This is a genomic window from Bacillus sp. FSL K6-0268 (assembly GCF_038005425.1).
GTDB lineage: Bacteria > Bacillota > Bacilli > Bacillales > Bacillaceae_G > Bacillus_A > Bacillus_A thuringiensis_S.
On sequence record NZ_JBBOTF010000001.1, the window covers coordinates 3,338,145 to 3,357,500 of the forward strand.

Consider the following 19,356-nt stretch of genomic DNA (forward strand, 5'->3'; position numbering starts at 1 on the left):
CCTATATAGCAACATGTTTGAGAAAAAGTTTAAATATGATGTAAATAATAACAACTCATTTCAGGAGGTCATTATGAAAGCAATTATTTGCACAAAGTATGGACCACCTAATGTTCTCCAGATTCAAAATGTAGAAAAGCCTAAACCTAAAAAAAATGAAGTATTAGTTAAAATTCACGCAACAAGTGTATCGACTGGAGATTGTAGAATACGTGGCTTTAATAGCCCCCTCTTATTTTGGATTCCTATGCGGATCATATTAGGTTTCAGAAAACCGAGGAAACCTATACTTGGCGTAGAGTTATCCGGTGAAATCGAAGACATTGGAACAGATGTAACACAATTTAAAAAAGGAGATCCAGTTTTTGCATTAACAGAACTAAACCTTGGTGGTTATGCCGAATACACATGCGTGCATGAAAGTGGATTAATAGCATTAAAACCTACCAATGTGACATATGAAGAAGCTGCCGTTATTCCTTTTGGCGGAACTTCAGCATTGCACTTCCTTAGAAAAGGACAGATAAAAAAAGGGCAACGAGTACTTATATACGGCGCCTCTGGTTCAGTAGGGACAGCTGCCGTACAACTTGCTAAATACTTCGGGGCGACTGTCACAGCTATTTGTAGTAGTTCGAATTTCGATTTAGTTACAGCCTTAGGGGCAGACAACGTAATTGATTATATGAAAGAAGATTTTACTAAGCGGGGCGAGCACTATGATATTATATTTGATGCAGTTGGAAAATATAATAAGTCTCTTTGTACAGATGCATTAATGCCTAATGGAAAATATGTATCTGTGAACGGAATGATGGCAAAAGTCAGTAAAGAAGATATGAACCTACTAAAACAACTAGCTGAAACAGAAAAGCTAAAGCCTGTTATTGATAGAACTTACCGATTAGAAGAAGTTGTAGAAGCCCATACGTATGTAGAAATGGGCCATAAGAAAGGAAATGTTTCGATTACCTTAAAATAAAATATATTCTGAAAATATCATTGACAATTCTTTTTGTACGATTTACTATTAGTACCATATTCAAAACTACATACACATACTCTTATCAAGAGTGGCGGAGGGACTGGCCCGATGATGCCCGGCAACCGAGCTTATAACATATAAGCTAAGGTGCTAATTCCTGCAAAACGAGTTTTCGTTTTGGAAGATAAGAGAGGAATCTATTTCGTCTATTCGGCACCTCTCTTATTTTTGGGAGGTGCTTTTTATTTTGGAACGTATATGAAGGGGGATTTATAGATGAAAAAGGTATTATTAAGCATTGTAAGCGGAGCAGTATTATTATTATTAGGCGCCTGTAGCGTGAGTTCAGATAAAGAGGTAAAAGCATTAGACGAGAAAAAGATTACTGTCGGTGTAACAGGTGGACCACATGAACAAATTTTTGAAAAGGTAAAAGAAGTTGCAGCAAAAGATGGTCTCGAAATTGATATAAAAGTATTTAATGATTATGTAGCGCCGAACGTATCTTTAGATGAAAAAAGCCTTGATGTAAATAGCTACCAAACAAAATCGTATTTAGATGTATTTAAAGCTGAACGCAATATGAAATTAGCTGAAGTATTTTCAACAGTAACATTCCCTATGGGCATATATTCTAAAAACATAAAAGATGTAAAAGACTTAAAAGAGGGCGATGCAATTGCTGTACCAAATGACCCAACGAATGAACTGCGAGCTTTAAAATTATTTGAAAAAGCAGGGGTTTTAAAAGTTGATCCGAAGGCTACAGAAAAAGCGACTGCGAAAGATGTAATTGAAAACCCGAAAAATTTAAAGATTGTTGAATTAGAAGCTTCTCAATTACCAACGCAACTAAGTGAAGTGAAAGCAGCTGCAATTAACACAAACTTTGCATTAGGTGCAAAATTAAGTCCAGCGAAAGATTCTATTTTCCGCGAAGGAAAAGATTCACCATATGTGAACTGGGTCGTTGTTCGTACTGAAAATAAAGATGATGCCGTTGTAAACAAATTAAAGAAAGCTTATCAATCTAAAGAAGTAAAAGAGTTTATCGAGAAAAAATTTGATGGTTCAGTTTTACCATCTTGGTAGGAGCTGACGATAATGATTGAATTAAAAAACATATCCAAAGTATTTACAACAAAAAAAGGGAATGTTGAGGCTCTTAAGTCTACTTCCCTTAAAGTAGAAAAAGGCGATGTATTTGGAATCATTGGGTATAGTGGCGCTGGTAAAAGCACATTGATTCGATGTGTAAATCTATTAGAAAAACCAACGACAGGAAATATCATTGTAAACGAACAAGACTTAACAACATTATCAACAAAAGAACTAGCAAAAGCGAGACAAAAAATCGGAATGATCTTTCAAGGATTCAATTTACTTAAAACTGTTACCGTCTATGAAAATATTGCATTACCGTTACGGCTTGCTGGCATTCCAAAAGCGGAAATTGAAAAAAGAGTAGAAAAATATTTACGCATCGTGGATCTTTTTAACCGTAAAGATGCTTATCCAAGCGAACTTTCTGGCGGTCAAAAACAGCGCGTTGCAATTGCACGTGCACTATCACATGAGCCTGAAGTGTTATTAAGTGACGAAGCAACGAGCGCTTTAGATCCAGAAACAACTGATTCTATTCTTGATTTGTTATTAAAGATTAACGAAGAAATTGGAATTACGATTTTACTCATTACACATGAAATGAATGTCATCCAACGTATATGCGACCGCGTTGCCGTTATGGAACATGGATCTGTAGTCGAAAGCGGGACTGTGAAAGATATTTTCACAAACCCACAACATTTAACAACAAAGAAATTTGTAAATAGCGCATTTGCAGCGAAAATTCCAGAAGAGGTACAGAAAGAACTACAAAGTACTGGAGAAATTGTAACACTTTCTTTTATAGGAAGTTCTTCAGGAGAACCAGCACTAGCTGTCGCCACAAAACGTTTCCAAGTATATCCAAATATTTTATCTGGTAATATTACACAGTTAAAACATGAGGCATATGGGAAACTTGTCGTTCATATGCAAGGTGAAAAAAATGAAGTAAACCGTGCTTTAGCATTCTTACAAGAGAAAGGTATCATCGTAGAGGGAGGGAAAACAGACTATGGAAAACAAGTCCTTTTTGGATGAATGGAGTAAAGTCATATGGGAAGCCACAATCCAAACCTTTCAAATGACATCTATTTCATTACTCATCTCGATCCTTATTGCACTACCACTTAGTGTAACACTTGTTTTAACAAGACCTGGTGGACAGCACGAAAATAAAATCATTTATCCTATTCTTAATACAATTATTAATATAATTCGCTCTCTTCCATTTATCATTCTATTATTCTTCATCTTACCTTTTACAAAGTTTCTAATGGGAACATCCATTGGCGTGCAAGGTGTGATCGTACCGCTTGTCGTCTTCACAGCTCCTTATATCGCACGTTTAATGGAGACAGCCTTACTAGAAGTAGATCGCGGTGTTATTGAGGCCTATCAAGCAATGGGTATCTCTACTATTAAAATCATTTGGCACGTCATGGTGAAAGAAGCTCGTCCCTCCCTTGTACTTGGATTAACAATTGCAACAATTGGCTTAATTGGCGCAACAGCAATGGCTGGACTCGTAGGTGCTGGAGGGCTAGGGGACTTGGCATACCGCTTCGGACATTTACGCTATGAACCTGAAGTAATGTATGCAACAGTCTTTATTTTAATTATCCTCGTTCAAGGATTACAGTCTTTAGGGAATGGTGTTGCACGAAGATTGAAGAAAGATTAAAAAAAGAAGGCATCTCACCAGGGTGAGATGCCTTCTTTTTTTATCTTTTAAATCCACCTTCTGAATGAATAACTTGCCCAGTAATCCACTCAGCTTCTTCACTTACTAAAAATTTAATGAGTCTAGCTGCATCCTTTGGCTCACCAATTCTGCCAAAAGGAAACATCGGCTTTAACCCTTGTGTTATCTCTTCAGTCATCCATCCTGTATCGGTTGGTCCTGGATTAATTGCATTCACTGTTATTCCTAAATGAGCTACCTCTGCTGACAATGTACTAGTAAGAGCATCAATAGCTCCCTTCGTTGTCGCATAAGCTAGTTCTCCTGCCATAGGACCTTGAAATTGCCCCGAAGTAATATTAACAATTCTACCACCAGATTTCTTATCAAATCTCCGGGCAAATTGACTACTTAACAATGTAGTCGCACGGATATTTACCATGTAATGCTTATCTAGTTCTTCAGCAGTCAACGTAGAGAAATCATTATTCGTAGAGTACGCTGCATTATTAATTAATATATAAGGGTACCCTAATTGTTCAGTAACTTTATTTATAAGCTCTTTCGGTGCATCATTCCGAGTTAAATCTAACTCCATGCTCGATACTCTAACACCGTTTTGCAATAGCTCTTCTTTTAATTGTATTTGTTCATTTTTATCGACGCCCCAAGGCATCTCTTTATCGTAAGCTGTCCAATACGTAAAAAACATATCGTATCCTGCTTCAGCTAATTCTTTACAAATCGCTGCCCCAATACCATCTAGACGACTTACCCCTGTAACAACTGCTACTTTATTTTTTAATTGATTCATCATATACTCCTCCAAGTTTAAAGGGCGCATACTTTATATAAGAGATATAAAATTTCCCACAAAAAAAGACAGATACATAAAATAGGCATCTATCCTTACAAAAGGGATGTACAAGCCAAATATGCAGTCCTTGAATGATTTACAGATAGCTAAATAAACCCTCACTTATGAGAGAAAAATTCATCTATCTAATTTCTAATCATTACAAATTCATCCACATATTAAGTCTTTGTCCCCTTTACATATATCTCTATTCTTAGTTTACCAAAACAGATAAAATGTTACAAAAAATAAAACAATTACTCACAACCTATCCTTGTTCACATTCTCTCCATTGTGAATCTTTTCACATTGAATATATAATAAACTTGTAAATACAATATTGGAGGGATTTCAATGATTATCAATTTTTTAAGAACTGATAAACGTGCTACTTTCATATTATTACTTTTACGTCTTTACATAGGATATACATGGCTCGCTGCTGGGATAGGCAAAGTCTTCGGACAATCTTTTGACGCAAGTGGTTTTCTAAAGGGTGCTATTGCTCAAGCATCAGGTGACCACCCTGCAGTACAAAATTGGTGGGCAGATTTTCTTCAACATTTTGTCCTTCCAAACGCAGACCTATTTAGCTTTTTAGTTCAATGGGGAGAAATTTTAGTAGGTCTAGGTTTAATTTTAGGCGGATTAACAAAAACAGCTGCATTTTTCGGAATCATAATGAATCTTTCATTTTTATTAAGTGGAACTGTTAGTGTAAACCCAAACCTGCTTATTTTGACTATATTCATTTTAGTTGCAGGGCAGAACGCTGGACGTATTGGATTAGATGGCTATATCTCTCCTAAACTTTTCCATAAAAACAACCACGGAACATATAAATTAAGTAAAACTGCGTAGTAACAGTTTACTTTTAAAATATAAATAAGAAAAAGAGCCTGAGTATAGGCTCTTTTTCTTATTTATCCTAATTTAAACTTTTAACGAGCCACGAAAACCTCTGGCAGCATAGTAAGAGTCTGCTCCATTGTGGTACACGAAAACATGTCCGAAGCGATAATCGCAAAATAGAGCACCACCGAGTTCTCGAATATCTGAAGGTGTTTGTACCCAGCTTGATGATTTCATGTCGAAATCCCCAAGTTTTTGCAATTCCCGATATTGTTCTTCAGTTAATAGTTCAATGCCCATAGCATTTGCAACATCAATAACGTTATTTTCTGGTTTATGTTTTTTTCTTGATTCTAACGCTTCAAGATCATAACAAAGACTCCTGCGGCCTTTAGGACTCTCCTTTGAACAATCATAGAAAGCATACTCGTCCTTTTCTTCATCATAACCAACAACATCCGGCTCACCGCCAGTTACTTCCATTTCATTAAGTGACCACAATTTTTCATTATTAGTAGTCAGCTTCGCTTCAACTTTAGCCCATTCAAGACCTTCATGGCGGTTCATGTTTTTCTCAAAACGAGCTTTCAATACTTTCAATAACTCTTCACGTTTTTCTACTAGTAAGTCATTTTTATTTCCTGTCATATTAATCCTCCCTGATATGTGTACGGATAGTAGTTTAAGTATATATTTTATAATAAATCATCTCAATATGAAGAGCGTTTCAACCTTATGTCTTTTACAAACATCCATTATAAAGTCCTAAAACCCTCTACACTCTCTCCAAGAATATAGTGTGAAAACCACATCAAATTCTGCTTCATAATAGCTACATTCATTCCCGGCTGATTAGGACTATATGCCATTCCTTTAAATATAATTAATTCTGTATCAACTTCCATATCCTTTAATCCTTGATATAGATCATATGCATTTGTAATTGGAATTCTTGCATCCTTTTCCCCATGTTGAATTAAGGTAGGCGTACAAGCTGATTTAATATACGTCATAGGTGATGTCTTCGTATATATCTCTCGATCATTCCATGGGGTATTTCCTAAATACATTCTAATAAAATAAGGGATATCTGTATTTACATAATGAGTACTCCAGTTCGTGATTCCGCCTCCAACTGAAATAGCTTTAAACCTGCTACTAAATGTAGAACAGAAAGCTGATATATATCCTCCGTTACTCCATCCCATAACTCCTACTTTATCATTATCTACAATCCCTTGATCAACTAGTTTATCCACCCCTGATATAACATCATCATAGTCAGCGATTCCCTGTTTTCTATAGTTTGCTTTTAAAAATTCATTACCATAACCAGAACTTCCTCTGTAGTTTGGCTCTAAAACGATAAAGCCTTTTTCGATAAACTGTTCAATCGGATATTTCTCATTGAAGCAGTCTGAAAATATCGGAAAGGATGCCCAAGCCGGACCGCCGTGAATTACTACTAATAAAGGATATTTTTTATTTACGTCAAACTCTACTGGCGTTGATAAAACACCTTCTATTTCAAGACCATCACTACTTTTCCATGAGATGATTTGCCTGTTACTTTTAAGTTTCCCTTTGAAAAAGTTATTTTCATCCGTTATTTTTTTATCGTCTAAATAGATTTCAAAGGTTTCATTTGTTATAGCCTTATTATAGGATATATGTTTTCCATCCTTTGTTATAGAAGCATCCATTATAAAGCCATCTACTTTTTCGCTTAATGCTTCTACAGTGCCATCTTCAGCTAGTAATCCAATACGATAATTCGTTTTATCCTGCCATCTAATTAAAATTCCTTTAGCTGTCCACTGTAATGGCATAACAGTACTATCAAAATCTGTTACAGGTTGAATTACCTCTCCTGTATTTATATCACATACCTCTAACGTACTGTCTTGTATATGGTTTCTATAGTAATCCTTCTCTCTTATACTTGCTGTGTAACATATTTTACTGCCTTCAGGAGAAAAGCAGACGCTACCGCCCAACAACTTATCCACATTCAGCTTTTGTAGCTCTCCAGCTTTAGTATGGAGTATGTATAAATCTCCATTTATATAATCCGCCATATTTGAGCTTGGTGTCGCCATAAACACAATCTTCTTCCCATCATTTGAAATATCAAATTCATGGATATGAAAATCCTTACCATCAGTTAATTGATAAACAACTCTTTTCTCGTGTTCATATGTATCACTTTGTATCACCTTTTCTATTTCAATGTAATATAAACAATTATTCTGGTGTTCCTTACCTATATGTTGAAACTCTCCATATAGATCCCTACGCTTCTTTATCTCCACACATTCTTTTGACTGCGTAACCATAATAAAGACCCTTGCCAGTAGGACCCCATTTGAATGTACTGACTCCTTCTTTCTCATCAGTAATTTGAACCCCTTCATAACCATCTAGTGACTTAACAAAGATCTGATTTTTCCCATTACCAACGGGGCTAAGATATGCTATATCCCTAGAATTTGGAGACCATAATGGGCATGTACTTTCTATATCTCCATTTATCAATAAACAACTCTGTCCCTTTTCTTTTCCATATATCCATACATGATTCCTATATGTATTGTCTTTCCAGTTAGCCGTCTTCTTAACAAACGCTACGTTTTTACCATCATCACTTATGTTTGTACTTGATAAGGTTGGTAATGAAATAATCTCTTCTATACTTAGATATGTTTTTTTATTCACTTTCATCAATATCCCCCCTTGAAATGTCCATAAATCTCTCGTCTCTTTTTGTCGTAATAAAGGAGATTTTTCACAGATACTTAAAATGATAACGGAAAATTCAGATAAATAAAAGTAAAACATTAATCTATAGGGTTCTATCCACTTACCAATTCTAGATGTTCTTTTTCGGCACAAAAACACCCCTTTAGATAAAATATCTAAAGGGGTGCAAATTTGTAAATTTATTTTAAAGCTATAACTATATTTATTAACCTACCAATCTCCTACTCAACAGTAACAGATTTAGCTAAGTTACGTGGCTTATCAACGTCACACTCGCGGTGAAGTGCTGCGTAGTATGAGATAAGTTGTAATGGAATAACTGCTACTAGCGGTGCTAGTGCTTCATGGACAGCTGGTAATACGAAGCTGTCACCTTCCATTTCTAAGCCTTTCATTGAGATGATACATGGGTTAGCACCGCGTGCTACTACTTCTTTCACGTTACCACGAATTCCAAGGTTTACGTGCTCTTGTGTAGCAAGTGCGATAACTGGTGTACCATTTTCGATTAAAGCGATTGTACCGTGTTTTAACTCTCCTCCAGCGAATCCTTCTGCTTGGATGTAAGAGATTTCTTTTAGTTTTAACGCACCTTCTAATCCTACGTAGAAGTCTACGCTACGTCCGATGAAGAAACAGTTACGCGTTGTTGCTAAAAATTGTTTTGCTAATGCGTCCATTTCTTCTTTTTGATCACAAAGTTCTATCATTGCATTTGCTACAAGTCCTAGTTCGTGTGTTAAATCGAAATCAAGAACTTCACCTTTTGCTTTAGCAATATCAGCTGCTAAAATTGAAAGTACTGCAAGCTGTGCTGTGTAAGCTTTCGTTGATGCAACTGCAATTTCTGGTCCAGCGTATAATGGAAGTGTATAATCAGCTTCACGAGAAAGAGTAGAACCAGGCACGTTTGTAATTGTTAATGCTTTATGACCCATTTCATTTGTTTGTACAAGTACTGCACGGCTATCAGCTGTTTCACCACTTTGTGAAATGTAAATGAAGAATGGTCTTTCTGTTAATAATGGCATGTTGTAAGAGAATTCACTTGCTACATGTACTTCAACTGGCATTTTTGCAAACTTCTCGATAAATTGTTTTCCAACAAGACCTGCATGATAACTCGTTCCACATGCAATGATGTAAATACGATCGCTATCTAAAATCGCATTGCGGATGTCTTGATTTAATTCAATTTCGCCATTTTCATCTTGATACTTTTGAATTATATTACGGATTACAAGTGGTTGCTCATCGATTTCTTTAAGCATGAAGTGAGGATATGTTCCCTTTTCAATATCACTTGCGTCTAATTCCGCTGTAAAAGGTGCACGTTCAATCGTTTCACCTTGTAAGTTTTTAATTGTAATACTTTCTTTCGTTACGATTACGATTTCTTTATCCATTAACTCAATAAATTGATCTGTAACTTGTAACATCGCCATAGCGTCGCTTGCCACAACATTAAAGTTGTCACCAACACCTACTAATAGCGGGCTTTTGTTTTTAGCAACATAAATCATGTTTGGATTTTCAGCATCAAGTAATCCGATTGCATAAGAGCCATGTAAAAGAGATAGCGTATTACGGAACGCTTCTTCTACACTTAATCCTGTGCTCACTTGTTGTTCCATAAGCTGTACGATAATCTCTGTATCTGTTTCACTTACGAACGTTACATCTTGTAAATATTCCTTTTTCACTAATTCATAGTTTTCAATTACACCGTTATGAACTAGTGTAAAGCGTTTTGATGTACTTTGATGCGGATGCGCGTTTACTTTACTTGGAACACCGTGTGTAGCCCAGCGTGTATGTCCGATACCTACGCTTGCTGCTACGTTCTCATCTACGATTTCACGAAGTTTTGCGATACGGCCTTTTTCTTTGTATACAACAACACCGTTCTCTGCTTGTACTGCAATACCTGCTGAATCATATCCACGATATTCTAGCTTTTCTAAACCTTTTAATAAAATTTCCTTTGCATCTTGCTCTCCAATAAATCCTACGATTCCACACATGTTTAGTCGCCGTTACAAATGCTTACACTGCTCTGCGAACATGTAACGACATAGTCCGATACCATTTTTATTTATACTAAAAAACGGATTACATATTGCTAGCCCTGTAAGCTTGTAACGGCTTTCACCTTCCTCTCGATTGGGTTTAAGTCCGTATATACTTATACAGCTAGTTTTCATCCGTTCCTCTTCTCTCATCACACTTTCACCTTTGTCCACTAAGTCACCTTAATGATTTAAGTAAAAGTTTGCGGTTGTGATGAACAACCGGGAGTCATCCGCCGAAATCTCGATAAACCCCACCTCGTCAACTACACTATTTGTAGTTCTGGCGCTTTTATAATTTACAATATTTCCTTTGAGAAAAAGAACAAGACCATCTTATAACAAACATGGATAAACCGTCAATGAAATTTTTTTCATCGTCTATAAAACATATGAAAAAGGAGCACTTATTGTGCTCCTTTTTCATATAAATTCAGCTAATTATTCAGCGCCAACTTCAGCTTTCACAACTTCTACAATGCGATGTACAAATGCATCACAAACTTCTTGTGTTGGTGCTTCTGCCATTACACGAATAAGTGGCTCTGTTCCAGATGGACGAACAAGAATACGGCCATCACCGTTCATTTCTTCCTCTACAACACGAATAATTTCTTTAATTTTTTCATTTTCTAATGCTAATTTTTTATCTGTTACACGAACGTTTACTAGCAATTGTGGGAATTTCGTCATTTCTCCTGCAAGCTCAGATAATGGTTTTTTCGTCATTTTCATGATGTTTACAAGTTGAAGTGCACTTAACATTCCGTCACCAGTTGTAATGTAATCAAGTAAGATAATATGGCCTGATTGTTCTCCACCTAAGTTGTAACCACCGCGTTTCATCTCTTCCATTACGTAGCGGTCACCAACTGCTGTTTTATCGCTTGTAATATTGTTTGCTTCAAGTGCTTTGTAGAAACCTAAATTACTCATAACAGTTGAAACAACTGTATTATGTTTTAATTGACCAGTTTCTTTCATGTATTTCGCACAAATAAACATAATTTGATCACCGTCAACGATGTTTCCTTTTTCGTCTACAGCAATTAAACGGTCGCCATCGCCATCAAAAGCAAGTCCGATGTCAGCACCTTTTTCTTTTACTAATTCAGCCAATACTTCTGGATGTGTAGATCCTACACCTTCGTTAATATTCATACCGTTCGGTGAAGTCCCCATTGTTGAAATATCAGCTTCTAAATCTGCAAATAAGTATGGAGCTAAAGAAGATGTGGCACCATGTGCACAATCTAAAGCGATATGTAGGCCAGAGAAGTCTTCTTCAACAGTTTGTTTAATGTATTGTAAATATTTTTGTCCACCTTCAAAGTAATCGCTCACTTGTCCAAGGTTAGTACCTGTTGGACGTGGTAGTTCATCAACTTCTTTGTCTAATAAAGCTTCAATTTCAGCTTCTTGCTCATCTGTTAATTTAAAGCCGTCTGAACCAAAGAATTTAATACCGTTATCTTGTACTGGATTATGAGATGCAGAAATCATAACACCCGCTTGTGCGTCTAGTGCTTTTGTTAAATAAGCAACACCCGGTGTAGAAATAACGCCAAGGCGCATTACTTCTGCTCCAGTTGATAATAGACCTGCTACTAAAGCTCCTTCTAACATATGGCCAGATACACGTGTATCACGACCGATAATTACTTTTGGACGATCTGTATCTTTTGTTAATACATAACCACCAAAACGCCCAATTTTGAAAGCTAATTCAGGTGTTAACTCCTTATTTGCAACTCCGCGTACTCCATCTGTACCAAAATATTTACCCATTATGATTCGCTCCTTTTTCTTGCTCTTTTTGATTATGGTTATCTACTGTTGGTTCTTGACTAGTTTCTTTATCTTTATCTTGATTTTGGTTTTGATTATTTTCCTGTTCCGTTTCCTTTTCTGGATCGGGTTCAGGATTTTTTGGCTTCTCATTTTGATTTTCTTGATTGGTGTTTGAATCCGGTTGTTGACCGTTACCCTGTACTTCTTTATCTGGTTTTTCTTTCTTTACAATAGTAACTTTAGCACTTTTTTGTTTTGGCTCTATTGAAATATTACCAGGACCACTCACTTGAATAGAAATATCTTTCGTCCCTGAAGATACATTTTGCAGATTAATTACCGCTGTTATTTGAGCAGCTGTTATTTTATCTACTATACTTGCTTCTCCTGAAATATCAACACTTATCTTTTCATCTTGCGGCGAAATTAGCTGAGCCGTAACATCTTTAGAAAGTCCATTTTTTTGGATTGGGATACCATCAATCGTTTTTGTTTTCGTTTGTTTTGTTTTTTGTACTCCCACCGAAACCTTCACTTGATTCGGTTTTGCACTTGTTACACCCTTGGGTAATAAAACAGAGGCATCGAATGTTGTAGACTCTGTCAATTGACTAAAATCTACTTCGACCCCCTCTAGCGATTGTATATTATCCAAAATATCTTTTGGACCAGCTATCGTTACTTCTCTCGGCTCGACACTGATATTTGTAACTGCCAACCCTTCTGCTAAACTCCCCTTCTTCGTATACGTTACAGGAACAGTTTTTTCAGTATTATTGGCTGTAGTTTGCGTTGCCACATTCAACGTTACACTAATCTTAGATGGACTTGTTCTTACATTTAAACGTTTTCCTTCTTTATTGTATAATGTAACTTCGGGCGTTTTTGTAACAGTTTTATTAACACCTTTTAAATCAACATACGCTTTGGCAGATGAAATGCTTTCAATTTCTTCTTTCGTCCCAACTACCTCAACAGTATCCGGTTTAAGGCTTGATTTTTCGAGAGTAGCCCCCGCTGGCATCTGATCCTCATTTGATAATTTCAAATCTACATGAACATATTTTCTCGCCTTTTCATGAAGAGTAACTTTAATTGTTGATGGCTGAACTGTTCCTTTCACATCATCTGGAAGCCCGTTCGTTTTTAAAGAAATCTCATAAGTTCCTTTTGGACTATCTCGCAAATCAATTGGTATGTCAAATTGTTTTTTTGCTTTTACTGTAGCAACTGATGCTTTTGGGCCTTCTAACTTCACCTTAACGCCCTCTGCTGGAATACCACTTACAATATATTTCTCCTCATCATACTTAAGGTTAATCGCATAATTAGTTAATGTTTCTTTCGTATCATTTGCAAAAGGTAATATACCTGATGTCGTATTTTTTTCAGTTAACGTCGCTGACATAAAAAGCATACACGCCAATAGTAATGAGATCCCTTTTAAAAACCAATGATTCTCCATTAACTTATCCATGACGCTTTCTCCTCCAATTCCATAAAGACGAAGAAGTCGTTTTTTCGTTCCCACTAAATTCAGCTAATAACATATCCTTCAGCTGTTCTGTCTTCAAATCACGATGCAACTTACCATTTTTCGTTAAAGAAATTTGACCAGTTTCTTCAGACACAACTACTGTAATACTATCAGTAACTTCACTAACTCCCATTGCAGCACGATGTCTAGTTCCTAATTCTTTAGAAATAAACGGACTTTCTGATAATGGAAGATAGCATGCTGCTGCTTTAATTGTACTTCCTTGCATAATTACCGCTCCGTCATGAAGAGGTGTATTTGGAATGAAAATATTAATAAGTAATTCCGATGATACGTTTGCATTCAGCGGAATACCCGTTTCCACATAATCACCCATACCGGTCTCTTTTGACAAAGTAATTAATGCACCAATTCTACGTTTCCCCATATATTCGGTTGCTTTTGCTATCGCTGTTGCAACCATTTCAGGTTCATCATCCTCATGCGGTCCACCACGCGAAAATAAACTCCCGCGCCCTAGCTGCTCAAGTGCTCTTCGCAATTCTGGCTGAAAGATAATAATAACGGCTAAAAATCCCCATGTTAATACTTGTTCAGTTAGCCAAGATAACGTATGCAATTCAAGGAAAATACTAATCATCTTAACGACAATGATAACTGTAATCCCTTTTAAAAGTTGAACAGCTTTCGTCCCTCGGATTATGAGAATCAGCTTATATATAATAAACCATACAATGGCAATATCTAATGCCGTACTAAGATATTTCAAAATGGTCGTATCTTCAAAAGGCATGCTATCCCTTCCTCCTACTTACGAGCAATTCTATCCATATATTGAAATATTGTTTTATGCTCTATCTGTATGTATTTCCAACAACTAGTTAATTATACCATACATGAAACAAACGACAATTACAAACAACCCCCTTTAGCTCAAATTGGTAAGATGTCAAACATTTTTATCTTACAGTATAATATAAATCATTATTATACGCCTATTTTCAAATAAAAAAAGCAACTTCTCAGTTGCTTTTCTTACATTTATTTTAGTTTTTCACCGAATAAAGAACCCATTAAAGCAACTGCTGTTGTTGCCGTTCTATTTCTCTCATCTAAAATCGTATTTACCTCAACAAATTCAGCAGATGTGATAATATCAGCTTCCGCTAACATTTCCATCGCCAAGTGGCTTTCACGATAAGATAGACCACCAATTACAGGCGTTCCAACACCTGGTGCATCATGAGGATCAAGACCATCTAAATCTAATGATAAGTGTACACCATCAGTATGAGATAAATATGCGATTGTTTCTTCCATAACAGCCGTCATCCCCATACGATCAATTTCATGCATCGAGAACACTTTAATACCTTCATTGCGAATGAAGTCTTTTTCTCCTTCATCTAATGCACGCGCACCGATAATTACAACATTCTCTTTTTTCACCTTTGGATATGCTCCGTATAAATCTACAAGTGAAGAATGTCCATAACCTAAACTTGCTGCAAGTGACATACCGTGAATATTTCCAGATGGTGAAGTTTCCTCTGTATTTAAATCACCGTGTGCATCATACCAAATAACACCTAAGTTTTTATAATGTTTGGCTACACCAGCTAATGTACCGATAGCAATACTATGGTCACCACCTAATACAAGTGGAAAACGACCTTCTTCTATAATATGATCCACCTTACTTGCTAATTCATTACATACAGTTGCAACTTGTGTAAGGTTTCTTAATTTTGTATTTTCATCTACCTCTTTTTCTCTCTCTATACATATATCTCCCATATCCTTAACGTCATATCCAATTTCTTCAATTCTTTCAATTACCCCTGCATAACGGATCGCGCTCGGTCCCATATCAACTCCACGACGCATCTGTCCTAAATCCATTGGAACTCCAATAACTGAAATTTCTTTTTTCATAGATAGTATCCCCCTTTTATGCCTTCACTAAATATTTTAAATCTTTTATATAGTCTGACTCAACTCGACATTTTTTTGTATGGATATACAATTTATTCACTTATATTCACGTTGAAAATCAAATTTCAAGACTATCCTATGTATAAAGTTAACTTAATGAAACAATCGCAATCACTATTATCAAATAATAATAATAAAACACTCCTACATTTAGAAGTGTTTTTCTGACGCTATTTTCCATACTGCTGCAATATTCTTCGTTGTCATTTCAATATTTTCTTCTGCTACTCTATATGCTTCTTCTAGTGTCATCGGTCTTGTTGTAATACTAAATACCGCATCTATTCCTTTCTCGTAAACAGCTGGATAATCAGATGATACAGACCCTCCAATAGCAATTACAGGCACAGAAAAACGTTTCGCACGCCCCGCAACACCAACAGGAGCCTTCCCATATGCAGTTTGTTCATCTATTCTACCTTCACCAGTTATAATGAGATCTGCATCTTCTATATGTTTATCGAAATTTGTATAATTCAATACAATTTCAATGCCCCTTCGCAAGTCTCCCTTTAACACTGAAATAACAGCCGCTCCCATTCCTCCTGCTGCCCCTGCACCAGGTATTTCAGATACATCAAAAGATACATATCGTTTAAGGATATTCGCGTAATGTTTTAAATTCTCATCTAGCTCTTTCATCATCTCTACATTCGCACCCTTTTGTCTCCCAAATACGAAAGATGCCCCCTGCATTCCGACTAATGGATTATCCACATCACAGGCCGCTTCTATCTTTACTCCCTTTAAGCGTGGGTCCAGTTGTGAAAAATCAATAGCATCAATTGAATGTAATGCGCCTCCAGATGGATCTATTACTTCACCCTTGTCATTTATAAATCTTACTCCTAAAGCTGCTAACATACCTGCCCCACCATCATTTGTAGCACTTCCTCCAAGTCCTAAAATTATGTACCCCACTCCTTGATCTAGCGCATGTAATATAAGTTCTCCTGTTCCTTTTGTCGTTGTAATAAGTGGGTTGCGCTTTTCAACTGGAACGTGCTGTAATCCTGATGCTGCTGCCATTTCAATAAACGCTGTCTTTTTATCTTTAGAAATGCCATAAAAAGCTTGTACACCTTCTCTAAGCGGTCCTGTCACACTAATTGATATAATTCTCCCCCCTGTAGCATCAACAAGTGATTCAACCGTCCCTTCTCCTCCATCTCCAATTGGTATTTTCACATACTCTGCATTAGGAAAAATCGCTCTAAAACCTCTTTCAATAGCTCCACATACTTCTATAGCTTTTAGGCTTTCTTTATATGAATCAGATGCAATAACAACTTTCACAATTATCCCCCCATCCCTTATTTTTACGTTTTCTTCATTTTAAACGATAAATATAAAAGTTGTCTTTTTAAACACAAAAAAGCTTACATCGTATGATGTAAGCTTTTTCTATTTAGATGGAGCCTAGCGGGATCGAACCGCTGACCTCCTGCGTGCAAGGCAGGCGCTCTCCCAGCTGAGCTAAGGCCCCTTAGTAATAAAGCGGAAGACGGGATTCGAACCCGCGACCCCAACCTTGGCAAGGTTGTATTCTACCACTGAACTACTTCCGCGAAAATGGTGAGCCATGAAGGATTCGAACCTTCGACCCTCTGATTAAAAGTCAGATGCTCTACCAACTGAGCTAATGGCTCGTAAATGGCTGGGCTAGCTGGATTCGAACCAGCGCATGACGGAGTCAAAGTCCGTTGCCTTACCGCTTGGCTATAGCCCATTAATATTTACTAGTATGGTTATCTTCTCAAAAAAATAAACCCTTTCAGGTTATTTTAAAGAAAATGGTGGAGGGGGGCAGATTCGAACTGCCGAACCCGAAGGAGCGGATTTACAGTCCGCCGCGTTTAGCCACTTCGCTACCCCTCCGACATTTAAACATATATGGTGGAGGATGACGGGATCGAACCGCCGACCCCCTGCTTGTAAGGCAGGTGCTCTCCCAGCTGAGCTAATCCTCCAAAAGTGGTGACCCGTACGGGATTCGAACCCGTGTTACCGCCGTGAAAGGGCGGTGTCTTAACCACTTGACCAACGGGCCAAAAATTTAAAAACTTTTCCAAGCTTCCAACCGGGCTTGAACCGGTGACCTCTTCCTTACCATGGAAGTACTCTACCAGCTGAGCTATGGAAGCATAATGGCTCCGCAGGTAGGAATCGAACCTACGACCGATCGGTTAACAGCCGATAGCTCTACCGCTGAGCTACTGCGGAACAATACAAGCCTGGCAACGTCCTACTCTCACAGGGACAAGGTCCCAACTACCATCGGCGCTAGAGAGCTTAACTTCCGTGTTCGGTATGGGAACGGGTGTGACCTCTCTGCCATCATTACCAGACTTTTATCATTATACACATTCTTTTCAGAATGTCAAAAGGAATTTTAAATATATATTCCTTCAAAACTAGATAACATTGCTACATATTATATGGTTAAGTCCTCGATCTATTAGTATTCGTCAGCTCCACATGTCACCATGCTTCCACCTCGAACCTATCAACCTGATCATCTTTCAGGGATCTTACTAGCTTACGCTATGGGAAATCTCATCTTGAGGGGGGCTTCATGCTTAGATGCTTTCAGCACTTATCCCTTCCGCACATAGCTACCCAGCTATGCCCTTGGCAGAACAACTGGTACACCAGCGGTGCGTCCATCCCGGTCCTCTCGTACTAAGGACAGCTCCTCTCAAATTTCCTACGCCCACGACGGATAGGGACCGAACTGTCTCACGACGTTCTGAACCCAGCTCGCGTACCGCTTTAATGGGCGAACAGCCCAACCCTTGGGACCGACTACAGCCCCAGGATGCGATGAGCCGACATCGAGGTGCCAAACCTCCCCGTCGATGTGGACTCTTGGGGGAGATAAGCCTGTTATCCCCGGGGTAGCTTTTATCCGTTGAGCGATGGCCCTTCCATGCGGAACCACCGGATCACTAAGCCCGACTTTCGTCCCTGCTCGACTTGTAGGTCTCGCAGTCAAGCTCCCTTATGCCTTTGCACTCTACGAATGATTTCCAACCATTCTGAGGGAACCTTTGGGCGCCTCCGTTACACTTTAGGAGGCGACCGCCCCAGTCAAACTGCCCACCTGACACTGTCTCCCGGGTCGATAAGACCCGTAGGTTAGAATTTCAATACAGTCAGGGCGGTATCCCACCAGCGCCTCCACCGAAGCTAGCGCTCCGGTTTCAATGGCTCCCGCCTATCCTGTACAAACTGTACCAAAATTCAATATCAGGCTACAGTAAAGCTCCACGGGGTCTTTCCGTCCTGTCGCGGGTAACCTGCATCTTCACAGGTACTATAATTTCACCGAGTCTCTGGTTGAGACAGTGCCCAAATCGTTACACCTTTCGTGCGGGTCGGAACTTACCCGACAAGGAATTTCGCTACCTTAGGACCGTTATAGTTACGGCCGCCGTTTACTGGGGCTTCAGTTCAGAGCTTCGCTTACGCTAACCCCTCTCCTTAACCTTCCAGCACCGGGCAGGTGTCACCCCCTATACTTCGCCTTACGGCTTCGCAGAGAGCTGTGTTTTTGCTAAACAGTCGCTTGGGCCTATTCACTGCGGCTTTCCGTTAAGAAAGCACCCCTTCTCCCGAAGTTACGGGGTCATTTTGCCGAGTTCCTTAACCAGAGTTCTCTCGCACACCTTAGGATTCTCTCCTCGCCTACCTGTGTCGGTTTGCGGTACAGGCACCTTTTATCTCGCTAGAAGCTTTTCTTGGCAGCGGGGAATCAAAGAC

14 protein-coding genes, 9 tRNA genes, 2 rRNA genes, 1 pseudogene and 1 riboswitch (1 of these 27 cut by a window edge) are annotated in these 19,356 nt (G+C 38.1%); of the genes and pseudogenes, 5 read left to right on the forward strand and 21 right to left on the reverse strand.

Translation table 11 applies throughout. From position 1 onward, the window contains the following. The first annotated feature begins 73 nt into the window (after nucleotides 1-73). The 4 genes from MHI28_RS17115 to MHI28_RS17130 all read left to right on the forward strand — a co-directional run bounded on the left by MHI28_RS17115 (nucleotide 74) and on the right by MHI28_RS17130 (nucleotide 3,773). Nucleotides 74-982 carry an NAD(P)-dependent alcohol dehydrogenase gene (locus tag MHI28_RS17115; RefSeq protein WP_000643850.1) on the forward strand — a complete coding sequence of 303 codons (909 nt, stop codon included), beginning with the start codon at nucleotides 74-76 and terminating at the stop codon, nucleotides 980-982. A gap of 79 nt (nucleotides 983-1,061) precedes the next feature. After that, nucleotides 1,062-1,176, forward strand: a riboswitch (SAM riboswitch). An 85-nt stretch (nucleotides 1,177-1,261) separates the two neighbouring features. After that, nucleotides 1,262-2,077, forward strand: a complete 816-nt coding sequence (locus MHI28_RS17120) for a MetQ/NlpA family ABC transporter substrate-binding protein (RefSeq protein WP_340828118.1) — start codon at nucleotides 1,262-1,264, stop codon at nucleotides 2,075-2,077. A gap of 12 nt (nucleotides 2,078-2,089) precedes the next feature. Continuing rightward, nucleotides 2,090-3,130 carry a methionine ABC transporter ATP-binding protein gene (locus tag MHI28_RS17125; protein WP_000571304.1) on the forward strand — a complete coding sequence of 347 codons (1,041 nt, stop codon included), beginning with the start codon at nucleotides 2,090-2,092 and terminating at the stop codon, nucleotides 3,128-3,130. Next, the gene (locus MHI28_RS17130) at nucleotides 3,105-3,773 is read left to right on the forward strand and encodes a methionine ABC transporter permease (RefSeq protein ID WP_000428878.1); all 669 of its coding nucleotides are present in this window, start codon (nucleotides 3,105-3,107) and stop codon (nucleotides 3,771-3,773) included. The genes MHI28_RS17125 and MHI28_RS17130 overlap by 26 nt, the downstream gene beginning before the upstream one ends. Before the next feature lie 40 nt (nucleotides 3,774-3,813). Here MHI28_RS17130 and MHI28_RS17135 read toward each other — a convergent pair whose 3' ends face one another. Further along, nucleotides 3,814-4,590, reverse strand: coding sequence for an SDR family oxidoreductase (locus MHI28_RS17135; protein WP_002162955.1), 777 nt, complete (start codon nucleotides 4,588-4,590; stop codon nucleotides 3,814-3,816). Nucleotides 4,591-4,983: 393 nt separating this feature from the next. Between MHI28_RS17135 and MHI28_RS17140 the strand changes: the two genes are divergently transcribed. Next, nucleotides 4,984-5,490, forward strand: a complete 507-nt coding sequence (locus MHI28_RS17140; protein ID WP_000586147.1) for a DoxX family membrane protein — start codon at nucleotides 4,984-4,986, stop codon at nucleotides 5,488-5,490. Nucleotides 5,491-5,562: 72 nt separating this feature from the next. Here MHI28_RS17140 and MHI28_RS17145 read toward each other — a convergent pair whose 3' ends face one another. The 20 genes and pseudogenes from MHI28_RS17145 to MHI28_RS17240 form a co-directional block, all read right to left on the reverse strand. Next, complete coding sequence (locus MHI28_RS17145; protein ID WP_000147384.1) at nucleotides 5,563-6,129, reverse strand: DUF4256 domain-containing protein; 567 nt, start codon at nucleotides 6,127-6,129, stop codon at nucleotides 5,563-5,565. 107 nt (nucleotides 6,130-6,236) lie between these two features. Continuing rightward, nucleotides 6,237-8,202 (reverse strand): annotated as a pseudogene (locus MHI28_RS17150) (S9 family peptidase). Between the two features lie 260 nt (nucleotides 8,203-8,462). Next, nucleotides 8,463-10,265, reverse strand: coding sequence for a glutamine--fructose-6-phosphate transaminase (isomerizing) (gene glmS, locus MHI28_RS17155; RefSeq protein WP_000334155.1), 1,803 nt, complete (start codon nucleotides 10,263-10,265; stop codon nucleotides 8,463-8,465). Nucleotides 10,266-10,277: 12 nt separating this feature from the next. Continuing rightward, a complete protein-coding gene (locus MHI28_RS17160) occupies nucleotides 10,278-10,463 on the reverse strand; it encodes a hypothetical protein (protein ID WP_001206405.1) in 186 nt (61 codons plus the stop codon). 288 nt (nucleotides 10,464-10,751) lie between these two features. Then, nucleotides 10,752-12,098: a phosphoglucosamine mutase gene (gene glmM / locus MHI28_RS17165; RefSeq protein WP_000521478.1), complete on the reverse strand. Its 1,347-nt coding sequence runs from the start codon at nucleotides 12,096-12,098 to the stop codon at nucleotides 10,752-10,754. After that, entirely contained in the window at nucleotides 12,091-13,578 is a 1,488-nt protein-coding gene (locus tag MHI28_RS17170) for a CdaR family protein (RefSeq protein WP_000359605.1), read from the reverse strand. Before MHI28_RS17170 ends, glmM begins: the two co-directional genes overlap by 8 nt. Then, a complete protein-coding gene (gene cdaA / locus MHI28_RS17175) occupies nucleotides 13,571-14,392 on the reverse strand; it encodes a diadenylate cyclase CdaA (protein ID WP_001115692.1) in 822 nt (273 codons plus the stop codon). The genes MHI28_RS17170 and cdaA overlap by 8 nt, the downstream gene beginning before the upstream one ends. Nucleotides 14,393-14,640: 248 nt before the next feature. Next, nucleotides 14,641-15,534, reverse strand: a complete 894-nt coding sequence (gene rocF, locus MHI28_RS17180) for an arginase (RefSeq protein ID WP_000711565.1) — start codon at nucleotides 15,532-15,534, stop codon at nucleotides 14,641-14,643. A gap of 210 nt (nucleotides 15,535-15,744) precedes the next feature. Next, nucleotides 15,745-16,890, reverse strand: a complete 1,146-nt coding sequence (locus tag MHI28_RS17185; RefSeq protein ID WP_000869593.1) for a glycerate kinase — start codon at nucleotides 16,888-16,890, stop codon at nucleotides 15,745-15,747. Between the two features lie 117 nt (nucleotides 16,891-17,007). Further along, nucleotides 17,008-17,080 (reverse strand) — tRNA-Ala (locus MHI28_RS17190). Nucleotides 17,081-17,090: 10 nt separating this feature from the next. Further along, a tRNA-Gly gene (locus MHI28_RS17195) sits at nucleotides 17,091-17,162 on the reverse strand. A 5-nt stretch (nucleotides 17,163-17,167) separates the two neighbouring features. After that, a tRNA-Lys gene (locus MHI28_RS17200) sits at nucleotides 17,168-17,243 on the reverse strand. Between the two features lie 5 nt (nucleotides 17,244-17,248). Then, a tRNA-Gln gene (locus MHI28_RS17205) sits at nucleotides 17,249-17,323 on the reverse strand. 65 nt (nucleotides 17,324-17,388) lie between these two features. Next, nucleotides 17,389-17,472 (reverse strand) — tRNA-Tyr (locus MHI28_RS17210). A gap of 16 nt (nucleotides 17,473-17,488) precedes the next feature. Continuing rightward, nucleotides 17,489-17,564, reverse strand: a tRNA-Val gene (locus MHI28_RS17215). A 5-nt stretch (nucleotides 17,565-17,569) separates the two neighbouring features. Continuing rightward, nucleotides 17,570-17,644, reverse strand: a tRNA-Glu gene (locus MHI28_RS17220). A 21-nt stretch (nucleotides 17,645-17,665) separates the two neighbouring features. Next, nucleotides 17,666-17,738: transfer RNA gene (locus MHI28_RS17225), tRNA-Thr, on the reverse strand. 4 nt (nucleotides 17,739-17,742) lie between these two features. Further along, nucleotides 17,743-17,817, reverse strand: a tRNA-Asn gene (locus MHI28_RS17230). Nucleotides 17,818-17,826: 9 nt separating this feature from the next. After that, nucleotides 17,827-17,942: ribosomal RNA gene (rrf, locus tag MHI28_RS17235) — 5S ribosomal RNA — on the reverse strand. A 90-nt stretch (nucleotides 17,943-18,032) separates the two neighbouring features. Continuing rightward, nucleotides 18,033-19,356, reverse strand: a 23S ribosomal RNA gene (locus tag MHI28_RS17240) (it continues 1,598 nt past the right edge of the window).